This is a genomic window from Nocardioides sp. P4_G10 (genome assembly GCF_056401175.1).
In genome coordinates this window covers 265,507-278,512 of record NZ_JBFUJV010000002.1, presented here as the reverse complement: position 1 = coordinate 278,512, position 13,006 = coordinate 265,507, and the positions used below count along the sequence as shown (strand labels likewise).

Sequence of the window (13,006 nt, the reverse complement as noted above, 5' to 3'; positions counted from 1 at the left end):
AGGTCAACGAGCGGCGGTGGCTCCGGTCACGAGCCACCGGTCGCCGCGGGCGCGCCACGAGAGCAGCACGCCGCGCGCGCCCATGAACACGATGGTCATCGCGACCCAGACCGCGACCAGCCCGTGGGGGAGCGTGGCCGCCCAGAGCGCGGCCGGTGCGTACGCCGCCAGCACGACCAGGCCGGCCCATGCGAGGTAGGCGCCGTCGCCCGCGCCGATCAGCACCCCGTCGAGGACGAAGACCATCCCGGCGACCGGTTGCCCGATCGCGGCGACGAGCAGCACCGGCACGAGCAGGTCGCGCACCGCGGGGTCGGTGGTGAAGAGCGCGCCGATGAACGGGGCCACGGCGGCCAGGGCGAGCCCGGCGACGATGCCGCTGCCCCAGCCCCACCGCACCATCCGGCGGGTGAGGCGGCGGGTGCCGTCGACGTCGCCGCTGCCCAGCGCCCGGCCGGTGAGGGCCTGCGCGGCGATCGCGATCGCGTCGAGGGCGAAGGCGAGGAAGGCCCAGAGGGTGATCGCGATCTGGTGGGTGGCCACGTTGACGTCGCTCGCGCCGGTGCCCACGCGGGTCACGGCGTACGTCCCGACGAGCAGGCAGGCCCGGAGCGCGAGGGTGCGGACGACGAGCGCGACGGCGGCGTGCGCGGCGGCCGCGATGCCGGCGCGGTCCGGGCTCAGGGGAGCGTCGTGCTCGCGGGCGGCGCGGACCACGACGACGAGGAACCACAGCGCGCTGATCACCTGGGCGAGCACCGAGCCGATGGCGGACCCGGCGATACCGAGGTCGAGGCCGTAGACGAGCACAACGTTGAAGAGGATGTTGAGGCCGTTGCCGACGACCGCGACCAGCAGCGGCGTACGCGTGTCCTGCAGCCCGCGCAGCACACCTGTCGCGGCCAGCATGACCAGCAGCGGGGTGGTGCCGAGGAAGGCGATGCCGAGATAGGTCTCGGCGTGGTCGGCGACCTCGGCGCTGGTGTCGAAGACGCCGACCAGCGCCGGCGTGAGCGCGACGCCGCCGACGGTGGCGACCACCCCGATGATGACGGCGAGCCAGATGCCGTCGACCCCTTGGGCGAGGGCGGCCCGGAGGTCGCCCGCGCCGAGGTGGCGGGCGACGCTGGCGGTGGTGCCGTAGGCGAGGAAGACGCACAGCCCGACGACCGTCTGGAGGACGACCGCGGCGACGCCGAGGCCCGCGAGCTCGGGCGTGCCGAGGTGGCCGACGATGGCGGCGTCGGAGAGCAGGAAGAGCGGTTCGGCGACGAGCGCGAGGAAGGCCGGGACGGCCAGGCGCAGGATCTCGCGGTCTGTCTCCCGGTGGTCGGTCTTCACAGGTTCACCCTAGGAACCCCGCAGTCTTCGTCGATTGCGGGGCGTCATAGCGACGGCTGTGCCTCGACGTACATAGCCCGATGGGACTACCTGTGCATGGCCGTGTGGATGACGCGCCGCGAGCGCCGGTCGAGGCAGGGGAGGCGGCGAGCGGCGGGCATCCGCCAGATGGCGGACAGGTGAACGGACCCCGGGGCTGAGTATTTTTCTTCCACAGGGTGTGGGATGCGTTTGCGCAGGTCAGCGGCGTGACCGGCGTCAACGGTCCAGCTGCTTCCACAGGGTCGTCCACCGCATGTGCACCTGCGGCAGCGTGTCGTCCACGCGTGTGCCTGACTTGTCCACAGACCCTGTGGATAACTCGGCGTCGTTGGCTTCCCACGAGGCCCTGCGAGCACGTACGGTCCTGCGCGAACCAGTCGTGGAGATGGCTGGTGGACTCGGGTGCGAGCGGAGCCGGCAGCGATGTCGGTGGTCGTCCCTAACGTCGTGGTCAGTGGACCCGAGCGAGATGGAGGGAGCACCGGTGAGCGTCACCTTCGAGGGGGACACCGACGAGGCCTGGGGCGACGGACCGGCGGCCTACGAGCCCGGCAGCTCGCCGCGCTCCCCGGGTGACCGGACGCCTCCGCAGGACAACGCGGCGGAGCAGAGCGTGCTCGGCTCGATGCTGCTGTCGAAGGACGCGATCGCCGACGTCGTCGACGTGATCAAGGGCGTCGACTACTACCGCCCGGCCCACGAGGTCATCCACGACGCGATCATCGACCTCTACGGTCGCGGCGAGCCGGCCGACCCGATCACGGTGGCCGCAGAGCTGGTGAAGCGCGGCGAGCTGGTGCGCATCGGTGGCGCCCCCTACCTCCACACCCTCTCGGCCAACGTCCCGATCGCGGCCAACGCCGGCTACTACGCCGAGATCGTCCGCGACAAGGCGATCCTGCGCCGCCTCGTCGAGGCCGGCACCCGCATCGCCGCCCTCGGCTACGCCGGCGAGGGTGAGATCGACGACGTCGTCGACCACGCCCAGGCCGAGGTCTACAAGGTCACCGACCGTCGCGCGGCCGTCGACTACGCCCCCCTGAGCGACATCATGAGCGGCGTCCTCGACGAGATCGAGGCGATCGGAAACCGCGAGGCCGGTCTCTACGGCGTGCCGACGGGCTTCGCCGACCTCGACGACCTGACCAACGGTCTCCACTCCGGCCAGATGATCATCGTCGCGGCGCGTCCCGCCATGGGAAAGTCGACGCTCGCCCTCGACTTCTGCCGCGCGGCGTCGATCCACAACAACCTCACCAGCGTCTTCTTCAGCCTCGAGATGACGCGCTCGGAGATCATGATGCGCCTGCTCTCCGCAGAGGCGAAGGTGCCGCTCAACCACATCCGCAACGGCACGATGCGCGACGACGACTGGGAGAAGCTCGCCCGCAAGATGGGGCAGGTCTCGGGGGCGCCGATGTTCATCGACGACAGCCCCAACATGACGATGATGGAGATCCGGGCCAAGGCCCGGCGGCTCAAGCAGCGCCACGACCTCAAGCTCATCGTCATCGACTACATGCAGCTGATGAGCTCGGGCAAGAAGGTCGAGTCCCGCCAGCTCGAGGTCTCCGAGTTCTCCCGCAACATCAAGCTCCTCGCCAAGGAGCTCGAGTGCCCGATCATCGCGCTGTCCCAGCTCAACCGTGGTCCCGAGCAGCGTGGCGACAAGCGCCCGATGATGAGCGACCTGCGTGAGTCCGGCTCGCTCGAGCAGGACGCCGACATGGTGATCCTGCTCCACCGCGACGACGTCTACGAGAAGGAGTCGACCCGCCCCGGCGAGGCCGACCTCATCGTCGCCAAGCACCGCAACGGCCCCACCCGCGACCTCACCGTCGCCTTCCAGGGCCACTACTCCCGCTTCGTCGACATGGCCCAGGGCTGACGGCCACGCTCCACCCTCCTCTGCCGGAGGACAGAGGCGGGTCCGTCTGCAGACAGAGGTCCGGACCGTCGCTCGGGCGTAGCCTGCCGGGATGACGGGTCGCGATGCCGAGCACGCGCTCGACCGCGGAGCCTGGGAGGCGCTGGCCCGGCGGCTGTCGCCCTACCTGGACCTCGCGATCGGCCTCGCCGCCGCAACCCTGTCCGTCGCGTCGTTGCTCAGCACCGACATCGCCGGCATCGACCCCCGGCTCGACCCCGCCGACCCGTTGTCGGTGGCTGCCACGCTCGTGGCGGGCCTGTCCCTGGTCTGGCGTCGCCGCCGGCCGGTGGCCGCGTTCACCGTGTTCGTCACGTGCTGTCTCGTCGTGACACTGACCGACCACTACATCGGCCTGCTCTCGGTCCTGCTGCTGTTCAGCCTCTACTCCCTCGCGGCGCACAGCCGACGGAGGAACGGCGTGGCCGGGCTGGTCCTCTGCCTGCTCGTCTTCATCGGCCTCGCCGTGCTGGACGTCCCCGACCTGGGCACCTCCGACCTCCTGCAGGCCTGCGCCCTCCTCCTCACGGCGTGGGCGCTCGGCGACGCGATCCGCTCGCGCCGCATCCAGCAGTCCGAGCGGCTGCGGATCGCGGAGCAGGAGGCGGCCGCGGCCCGGGAGCTGGCGGCCCGTGCCGTCGTCGAGGAGCGGCTGCGGATCGCCCGGGAGCTGCACGACGTCGTCGCGCACAGCATGTCCCTGATCGCCGTGCAGGCCGGCGTCGGCGGGCACGTGATCCGCACCGACGTGGCCGCCGCCGAGCGCGCGCTCGAGATCATCGCCGAGACCAGCCGCAAGGCGCTGGCCCAGACCCGCTCGATGCTGGGCCTGCTCCGGGCCGAGGACGCGGACCCGGCGGTCTCGCCCCTCCAGGGCATCGACGACCTCGAGGACCTCGTCCACGACGTCCGCGAGGCCGGCGTCGATGTCTCCCTGACCGTCAGCGGTGCGGTGCGTCCGCTCGACACCGCGATCGAGCTGACCGCCTACCGCATCGTCCAGGAGTCGTTGACCAACGTGCTCAAGCACTCCGGCGCGAGGCAGGCGCAGGTGACGGTGGCCTACGTGCCCGACGGGGTCGACGTCGAGGTCAGGGACCACGGTCACGGCGGGTCACGGGCTCCGGCCGGTGTCGGTGTCCCGGGCGGGCACGGGCTGGTGGGCCTGCGCGAGCGCACCCGGCTGCTGGGTGGCACCCTCGACTACGGCGCGCTCGACGGAGCCGGGTTCAGGGTGGCGGCACACCTGCCCTCGTCGATGGCGGTGGCGCCGTGATCCGGGTGGCGGTGGTCGACGACCAGGAGCTGGTCCGTTCCGGTTTCGTCGTGCTCCTGGGCTCCAGCCCCGACATCGAGGTCGTCGGCGAGGCGGGTGACGGCGCCGCGGCCTGGGAGCTGTGTCGTCGTACGACGCCCGACGTGGTCCTGATGGACGTCCGCATGCCCCGGATGGACGGCCTGGAGGCCACGCGCCGGATCATGGCCGACCCGCGGTGTGCCGGCACGCACGTGCTCGTGCTGACCACGTTCGACGAGGACGAGCTCGTCCACGAGGCCCTGCGCGCCGGGGCCAGCGGGTTCCTGCTCAAGGACACCAGGCCGACCCAGCTGCTCGACGCCATCTCGGTGGTCGCCGCCGGCGACGCGCTGCTCGCGCCCTCGGTCACACGTCGCCTGATCGAGCAGTTCGCGACCCTCCCGGGCCGCCCGGCGTCCCCCGCCGACGACGGCCTGACCGATCGTGAGCGCGAGGTGCTGGTCGCGGTCTCGCGCGGCCTGTCGAACCAGGAGATCGCCGACTCGCTGCACATGGGCTACGGCACCGTGAAGACCCACGTGAGCCACCTCCTCACCAAGCTGGAGTGCCGCGACCGGGCGCAGCTGGTGATGCACGCCTACGAGTCGGGCCTGACCGTCCCCGGGAGCAGCTGACCTCTGCCTCGGGTCTCGACGCGTGAGGACCCCGGACAGATGTGCGGGACCCTCCCCGGCGGCGAGATTGGTGGAGCGGCCAGACAGGCCGGCACAGCCACCGGAGGTTCGCATGTCACGACCACTACGCGAGGCCACGACCTATCTCGTGCTCGCCTTCTCACTGGCCATCGGCATCGCCACCGCGCTGCCCCACGCCGGCATCAATGTGCTGCTCAGCGCCTTCGCCCCCATCACCGCGCTGGTCATCATCACGTTCACCGTCACCCCCCGCGGCAGGCGCCGCGCCCTGTGGGGGGAGTTCGGGCTGAACCGCTCAGGCAAGCGACTGTGGGCGTTCGCGGTCCTCGTGCCCATGCTGCTGGCCGGCAGTGCGTACGGCGCTGCTCTGGCGCTGGACGTCGCGGACCTGCGCCCGGTCGACCTGACGTCGTCGGGCGTGGCGTCCTGGAGCCTGAACCTGGCGAGCACGCTGGCGTTCATGACCGTCCTCTTCCTGGCCGAGGAGATCGGCTGGCGGGGCTACCTCCTGCCGAGGATCCAGCAGCTCACCAGCCGTCGCCGGGCTGCCCTGGTCACCGGCTTCATCCACGGCTGCTTCCACCTGCCGCTGATCCTCATCGCCACGACGTACGACGAGCACGGCAGCCGCTGGCTCGTGGCGCCGGTCGTGGTCGCCACGATCACCATGGGTGGCGTCTTCTACGCCTACGTGTGGGACCGGACGCACAGCGTCTGGCCCGTTGCGATGGCGCACGGTGCAGTCAACATCGCGTTCGGTATCGGTGCGGCGGCCGTGGTGGCGGGCTCGGAGGCCGACCTGGCCTACGTCGCCGGCGAGAGCGGCATCGCCACCTTCGCGGCGGTGGCCGTGGTCGGGGCGTTCTTCCTGGCTCGCGCCAGGGTGTGGCGGACCGAACCGGCCGCGGTGGAGGTGCGCGAGCGCGAGCTGGCCCGGGCCGCCTAGGCCCGGCGACAGTCGATCAGTGAGGAGCTGGTGGTGCCCGACCGGGCACCACCAGCTCCTCGCTTCCCAGGTCGGGACGCTCCTCCCGGCGCTGACCGTGAGGAGGGTGGGAGCCGCCGAATTGGTTGTCATAGGCAACATATGTATGTTGCACACATGAGCAATCCGTCTTCCACGCCTGCACACCCCGGACTCGCCATCGGGGTCCTGTGCGCCGGTGGCCTCAGCGCCGCCCTGACCCAGACGATGGTCATCCCGATCCAGAGTGAGCTGCCCGGGCTCCTCTCCACGTCGGCATCGAACGCGTCGTGGGTCATCACCATCACGTTGCTCGCTGCGGCGGTCACCATGCCGGTCGCGGGGCGGATCGCCGACATGGTCGGCAAGCAACGCGTGCTGACCGCGAGCGCTGCGCTGCTGCTCGTCGGCTCGACCGTGTGCGCGCTGTCCGACTCGCTCGCCCCCATGCTGGCGGGCCGCGCCCTGCAGGGTCTCGCGATGGGCTTCATCCCCGTCGGGATCTCGTTCATCCGTGAGTTCGCGCCGCCGGAGATGGCCTCGACCGGAGTCGCCACGATGAGCGCCACGCTCGGCGTCGGTGGTGCGATCGGCCTGCCGCTGGCGGCCTGGATCGCCGACTCCGGTGACTGGCACGCGTTATTCTGGGTGGCTGCCGCTCTGGCCGCCGTGATCACCGTCCTCACCTGGGTCGCCGTGCCGCACGTGCACGACGGCTCGTCGGGACGACTCGACGTCGCCGGAACCGTCGGCCTGGCGATCGGCCTGTCGTGCTTCCTCGTCGGCGTCTCCAAGGGCAGCACGTGGGGCTGGGACAGCGGCCGCACGTGGACCGCGATCGTCGTCGGCCTGCTCGTCCTGCTCGCGTGGGGCGCCTTCGAGCTGCGCCAGGACGAGCCCCTGGTCGACCTGCGCACGACCGCGGCACCGGCCGTGCTCCTGACGAACCTCGCCGCCGTCGCGATCGGTTTCGGCATGATGGCGCAGTCGATCGTGGTGCCCCAGCTGCTCCAGATGCCGGAGATCACCGGGTACGGTCTCGGCCAGTCGATCCTGGCCGCCGGGCTCTGGATGGCGCCGGCGGGGCTGATGATGCTCGTCTTCGCGCCCGTCTCCAGCGGCCTGATGAGGAGCATCGGCGCCAAGCAGACGCTGATGATCGGCGCCGCCGTCCTCGGTGCGGGCTACCTCGTCGCCCTCGTCATGATGGACGCCCCGTGGCAGCTGCTGCTCGCCTCCTGCGTCGCCTCTGCCGGTGTCGGCATCGGCTACGCCGCCATGCCCACGCTGATCCTCGACTCCGTCCCGGCCCACGAGGCCGGTTCGGCGGTCGGTGTCAACGGTCTGATGCGCTCGACCGGCACGACGCTGGCAGCGGCCGTGATGGCCACGCTCCTGACCAGCAGCACGACGGACCTCGGCGGCTTCGCGGTCCCGAGCGAGTCGGCGTTCCGCTGGTGCTTCATCGTCGGAGCGCTCGCCGCCTTCATCGGCGTCGCCATCGCCTCGACCGTGCCCGTCGTCCGCCGCCGTGCCGACGCCATCGGCGCCGACCTCGACGAGGCCACGGTCGATACGGTGGCCGGCGGCGCCTGAGACCCGAGGAGGCGGTCATGCCACGACCCACGACATCACCCCCGCCCGTCACCGACGAGACCCTGACCACGCTGCGGCACGAGCTCATGCGGCTGGGTCGACGGCGCGAGACCCACTCGTCGGCGACTGCACTCGACGGCTCTGCGTTCAAGATCCTGTGGCTGGTGATCGAGCACGGCCCGCACACCCTGCGTGGGCTGGCGGAGTACCTGCACCTCGATCAGTCCACGATCAACCGACAGGTGCACACGGCGGTCGGCCACGGCTACGTCGAGCGGTACGACGACCCGGAGTCCCCCGCGATGCTGGTCCGAGCGACCGCCGCCGGCGAGGCGGCCTACCGGAGCGAGTCCGAGGTCCGGGCCGCCGGTCTCCGCGCCATCGTGGACACACTGGGCGAGCAGGTCGCGGCTGACCTGGCAGCGGGCCTGGGGCGTTTCAACGATGCGATCGACGATGCCGTGGAGATGTCGCCGCACCAGCACAGGTGAGATCCGCTCGTCGAGCCCTGCTCCTCGCGCTCGACTCGACCCGGGTGTCGCGAGCGGCGGTCACGGGTAGCGCGCGAGCTCCTGCCGCAGCCGCTCGGTGATGTCCGGCGTCCAGCCCTCGGGCTGCAGCACGTTGACCCAGCCGGCGGCGTGCTCACCCGAGAAGTTGTGCCCGTGGGCGGGCTGGGTCGAGAAGGCCGCGGCGAGGTCGGCCGACACCTGCAGGAAGGTGATCCAGGGGACCCACCGCATGGCACCGGGCACGTCGTCGCCGCGCGCCTCCTCGAGCCAGTCGGGTCGGGTGAGCAGCAGGTCGGGGCTCCACCAGGTGACCGGGTCGGACGCGTGCTGCAGGTAGAGCACCCGGCTCCCCGTCCACGGCTCGTCCTCCGGCTGGGGACGCTCGGCCTTCGTGGTGAAGCGGATGATCCGTCCCTCCCGGTAGACCGGCTCGACCTCGCGCGAGCCGGCGTCCCGGTCCTCGATGAAGCTGCGGTAGAGCGGGTTGAAGTTGGGCGGACCCACGAGGAGCGCCCCCGACGTCCGGTTGTCGAGGTCGAACTCGCCGCTGAAGGCGGCCTCGGCGCCGAACGACCCGAGGCTCTCACCGAAGACGTAGAGCTCCGGCCGCTCGTCGAACGGAAGGCTCGACCAGCGCGCGTAGACCGCGTCGAACAAGGCCCTCCCGGCGTCACGGGCGCGGGCCGAGTCGACGACGAAGGACAGCCAGGAGGGGAGGTGCGAGTACTGCATCCCGACGATCGCGGAGTCCCCACCGGTGACGTACTCGAAGCCGCTCGCCGCGCTCGGCTCGACCCACCCCGTCCCGGTGGTGGTGACCACCAGGAGGTGCTGCCGCTCGAAGCCGCCGGCCCGCTCGAGGTCCGCCACCGCGAGGGCGGCCTGCTGCTCCGTGTCCTCGGCGTTGGCGAGCCCCGCGAAGACGCGGATGGGTTCGATCGACGGGCGGTCCGTCAGCTCGCCGATCTCCTCGGCACTCGGTCCAGTGCCGATGAAGGTCCGCCCCTCCACGCCCAGGTCGTCCCAGTCGATCACCGACTCGTCGCTGCCGGAGCGCAGCGGCGTCGACGGTCGTTCGATCCCCTCCGGCGTCTCGAGGTCGCCGAGGGCGAACGAGGCGTCGAGCGCGCGCAGCCCCGCGTCAGCCGCCACCCCGCTGAGCAGTGCCCACGCCACGAAGCCCACCGACACGACTCCCAGGACCCGTGCCACCGAGGGCCTGAGTCGACGCTCCAGCAGCCGGGCCACCCGTCGCGAGGCGGCCCGCGCGCCACGCGCCAGTGCGAGGAACAGCGCGGCGACGACCAGCGTCACCGGTGGCACGAGGAGCACGAACGCGACGGGCGTCGCCTCCGTCCCGGCCAGGTCGTGGGCCTCGGCCTGCCACCGCACGCCCGCGGCGAGGCTCGTGAGCAGGGCCGCGACCCCTCCCACCAGGAGGACCGATCGAGCCAGGTCCGGCCAGGGCTCCCGTGGTCGGTCGCGCAGCCCACGCCAGCACCACGCGAGGAAGACCCCGACGCCGTACCCCGAGGCTGCGGCGGCGCCGCTGACCACGCCCTGGGCCAGCGGGGAACGGGGCAGCAGCGACGGGGTCAGCGAGAGGCAGGCGAAGCCGATCGCGAACGCCAGCCCGGCCGGGAGCAGGCGGGAGCGACGGACCAGCTCCACCGCTCGCTCGAGCCACCCGGGCACCGCACCCATTCCTGACGTCAGTAGTCGACCGGGTCGCGGCTGATGGGGCAGGTCATGCAGTGCCCGCCACCACGGCCCCGGCCGAGCTCCGCGCCGACGATCGGGATCACCTCGACGCCGGCGTCGCGCAGCAGCGCGTTGGTGTAGGTGTTGCGGTCATAGGTGAACACCACCCCCGGCTCCACCGCGACAGCGTTGTTGCCGCTGTCCCACTGCTGGCGTTCGGACGCGTACACGTCGCCCCCCGTCTCCAGCGCCCGGAGCTCGGAGAGCCCCAGGGACTCGGCCACGACGTCGACGAACGCCCGGTCGCCCTCGTCGGTGACCTCGATCCCGTGCACGTTGTCGCCAGGGCGCAGGGAGAACGAGTGGATGCCGTCCACGATGCCCGGGAAGTAGGTCACGACGTCGCGATCGGCGAAGGTGAACACCGTGTCGAGGTGCATGGCGGCGCGCAGCTTGGGCATCCCGGCGACGACCACGCGCTCGGCGGCCCCCTGCTCGAAGAGGGCGCGCGCGACCTGGGTGATGGCCTGGCGCGACGTCCGCTCGCTCATCCCGACCAGGACCGTGGCGTTGCCGATCGGCATCACGTCCCCGCCCTCGATGGTGGCGAGCCCCCAGTCGAGCTCGGGGTCGCCCCACCACACCTTCGACCCGGCGTAGTCGGGGTGGAACTCGTAGATCGCCTTGTAGAGCAGCGTCTCGTCGTGACGTGCCGGCCAGTAGAGCGGGTTCATCGTCAGGCCGCCGTAGAGCCAGCACGTGGTGTCGCGCGTGTAGAGAGTGTTGGGCAGCGGCTGCATGAGGTAGTCCCGCGCCCCGGTGGACTCGCGGGCCAGCGCGACGAACCCGGACCGGAAGTCGTCGGGGAGGTCGCTGGTCGCCATCCCGCCGATCAGCAGCTCCGCGAGCTTGGCCTCGTCCAGCGTGCGCAGGAAGGAGAGGGTCTCGTCCACCAGCCCGTAGCCCACCTGGTTCAGGCTGATCTTCCGCTCCAGCAGCCAGTCCTTGGCCCCCGGCACGGCCATCGTCTGCGCGAGGACGTCGTGGAGCTCGACCACCTCCACCCCGCGCGCCTCGAGCTCCGACACGAAGGCCGCGTGGTCCTTCTCGGCGTTGTCGACCCACATGACGTCGTCGAAGAGCAGCGAGTCGGAGTTCGTCGGCGTGAGCCGGCGGTGCGCGAGGCCGGGCGAGCACACCAGGACCTTGCGCAACCGGCCGACCTCCGAGTGAACGCCGTACGCCGACGCGGCGCCGCCACTGGCGGCCTCGGGTCCTGGGTTCTGGTCACTGGTCATGTGTCGATCCTTCCGTGCGGTGCGTCAGAGGGCGATCCGGCCGGTCCACAGGCCGACGACGCCGACGACGCCGGCGGCCACGATGATGACGAAGAGGCCGATCTCGGCCGGGGTGAAGATGCGCCGACCGCGCTCGCTGCGCGCCTTGACGTAGAGGAGCGACGCAGGCGCCAGGAGCACCGCGGACAGCAACAGGAACTCGAGGCCGGCGGCATCGAAGAGGAACAGCGTGTAGACCGTGGCTGCCCCCGCGACGATCCCCTCCCGGAGCTTCACCCGGGGCGCCTCGTCCTCGTACGACTCCCCGGTCAGCGCCAGCTTCAGCGAGTACGCCGCAGCCAGGAGGTAGGGCAGCAGGGCAAGGCTCGTGGACAGGTCGAGGAGGAAGTTCAACGCGTCCGCCACCACCAGCGTCAGCAGCAGCACCGACTGGATGGCGATCGACGTGACGACGAGGGCCGTGATCGGCGTCCCTGCCTCGTTCTCACGTCCGAGGAACGCCGGGAAGTCGTCCTGTCGCGCCGGGATGTACATGACCTCGGCGGCCATCAACGTCCAGGCGAGGTAGGCACCCAGGACGGACACGATGACCGCCACGCTGATGAAGACCTCGCCCCAGTCGCCCACGACCGACTGGAAGACGCCGACCATCGAGGGCTGCCGGGTGGCGGCGATCTCCGGCTGCGGCAGGACGGCGTAGCTGGAGAGCGTCACCAGCGAGAAGATCGACAGCACGCTGAGGAAGCCCATGACGGTGGCTCGGCCCACGTCCTCGCGCTTCTGGGCGTAGCGCGAGTAGACGCTGGCCCCCTCGATCCCGATGAACACGAACGTCGTGATGATCATCGTGTTGCGCACCTGCTCGTCGAGCGAGCCGAGGTCGCCGTAGCCGTAGGCGGTCCAGTTGTCGGCGAAGACGTCGGCATCGAGGTTCACGAGGAGCACCACGATGAACACCAGGATCGGGATGATCTTGAAGATCGTGACGATGCGGTTGATCACCGCCGCATCCCTCACCCCGCGGGCGATGAGGACGTGGAAGAACCAGACGCCGAGTGTCGAGAGCACGAGTGCCAGCACGGTGTCGCCGTCCCCGAAGCTGTCGAAGAACGCTCCCAGCGTCGCCGTGATGAACACCCAGTAGAAGGCGTTTCCCGCGACGGTGCTCGCCCAGAAGCCGATGGCGGAGTTGAAGCCGGCGTAGTCGCCGAAGCCTGCCTTGGCGTAGATGAAGACGCCCGAGTCCAGGTCCGGCTTGCGCAGCGCGAGGTTCTGGAAGACGAAGGCCAGCATGAGCATGCCCGCGCCGGCGATCGCCCAGGCGATCAGCGACCCCAGGATCCCGGTGGCGACGCCGAACCGGGCCGGCAGCGAGAACACCCCGGCCCCCACCATGCCGCCGATGACCATGGCGGTCAGGGTCGGCAGCGTCATCTTCTGGACGGGGCTGCTCTCCGCAGGAGGGGCCGGCTGCGTGCCGGGCGCGGTCATGCCGTCCCCCGGGCAGTGGCGGCCGGTCGGACGGGCGTGTGCCCCGAGGCGCGCATGGGTGCGATCCTCCGACGTGCCGGCCCCGAGCGGGTCCCCCGTTGCGGGGGAGGCCACCCCGTCCGCGCCGTGAGCAGACTCGGCACGACGACGGCAGGGACCGAGGAGAGGAGTCGGGGGGACG

10 protein-coding genes are annotated in these 13,006 nt (G+C 71.1%); 6 read left to right on the top strand and 4 right to left on the bottom strand.

Going from position 1 to position 13,006, the window contains the following annotated elements; translation table 11 throughout:
- Positions 1-3 precede the first annotated feature (3 nt).
- Positions 4-1,341 carry an MATE family efflux transporter gene (locus AC1DP1_RS04935; protein WP_457190633.1) on the bottom strand — a complete coding sequence of 446 codons (1,338 nt, stop codon included), beginning with the start codon at positions 1,339-1,341 and terminating at the stop codon, positions 4-6.
- A 526-nt stretch (positions 1,342-1,867) separates the two neighbouring features.
- Here AC1DP1_RS04935 and dnaB point away from each other — a divergent pair.
- From dnaB to AC1DP1_RS04905, 6 genes are all read left to right on the top strand, one after another.
- A complete protein-coding gene (dnaB, locus tag AC1DP1_RS04930) occupies positions 1,868-3,271 on the top strand; it encodes a replicative DNA helicase (protein ID WP_457190635.1) in 1,404 nt (467 codons plus the stop codon).
- 91 nt (positions 3,272-3,362) lie between these two features.
- Positions 3,363-4,586 carry a sensor histidine kinase gene (locus AC1DP1_RS04925; RefSeq protein ID WP_477505898.1) on the top strand — a complete coding sequence of 408 codons (1,224 nt, stop codon included), beginning with the start codon at positions 3,363-3,365 and terminating at the stop codon, positions 4,584-4,586.
- Positions 4,583-5,242 (top strand): response regulator, encoded by a 660-nt coding sequence (locus AC1DP1_RS04920; RefSeq protein ID WP_457190639.1) that lies wholly within the window; start codon positions 4,583-4,585, stop codon positions 5,240-5,242. The genes AC1DP1_RS04925 and AC1DP1_RS04920 overlap by 4 nt, the downstream gene beginning before the upstream one ends.
- A 112-nt stretch (positions 5,243-5,354) precedes the next feature.
- The gene (locus AC1DP1_RS04915) at positions 5,355-6,209 is read left to right on the top strand and encodes a CPBP family intramembrane glutamic endopeptidase (RefSeq protein WP_477505896.1); all 855 of its coding nucleotides are present in this window, start codon (positions 5,355-5,357) and stop codon (positions 6,207-6,209) included.
- Between the two features lie 156 nt (positions 6,210-6,365).
- Positions 6,366-7,823, top strand: coding sequence for an MFS transporter (locus AC1DP1_RS04910; RefSeq protein ID WP_477505895.1), 1,458 nt, complete (start codon positions 6,366-6,368; stop codon positions 7,821-7,823).
- A gap of 17 nt (positions 7,824-7,840) precedes the next feature.
- On the top strand, positions 7,841-8,314 hold the full coding sequence (locus AC1DP1_RS04905) for a MarR family winged helix-turn-helix transcriptional regulator (protein WP_477505893.1): 474 nt from the start codon (positions 7,841-7,843) through the stop codon (positions 8,312-8,314).
- 60 nt (positions 8,315-8,374) lie between these two features.
- Here AC1DP1_RS04905 and AC1DP1_RS04900 read toward each other — a convergent pair whose 3' ends face one another.
- Genes AC1DP1_RS04900 through AC1DP1_RS04890 form a run of 3 tightly spaced genes read right to left on the bottom strand, consistent with a single transcriptional unit; the run spans position 8,375 to position 12,825 of the window.
- Positions 8,375-10,039, bottom strand: a complete 1,665-nt coding sequence (locus AC1DP1_RS04900; protein ID WP_477505892.1) for an alpha/beta hydrolase — start codon at positions 10,037-10,039, stop codon at positions 8,375-8,377.
- An 8-nt stretch (positions 10,040-10,047) separates the two neighbouring features.
- The gene (locus tag AC1DP1_RS04895; RefSeq protein WP_477505891.1) at positions 10,048-11,334 is read right to left on the bottom strand and encodes an arginine deiminase; all 1,287 of its coding nucleotides are present in this window, start codon (positions 11,332-11,334) and stop codon (positions 10,048-10,050) included.
- Between the two features lie 24 nt (positions 11,335-11,358).
- Complete coding sequence (locus tag AC1DP1_RS04890; protein ID WP_477505890.1) at positions 11,359-12,825, bottom strand: basic amino acid/polyamine antiporter; 1,467 nt, start codon at positions 12,823-12,825, stop codon at positions 11,359-11,361.
- Positions 12,826-13,006: the final 181 nt, after the last annotated feature.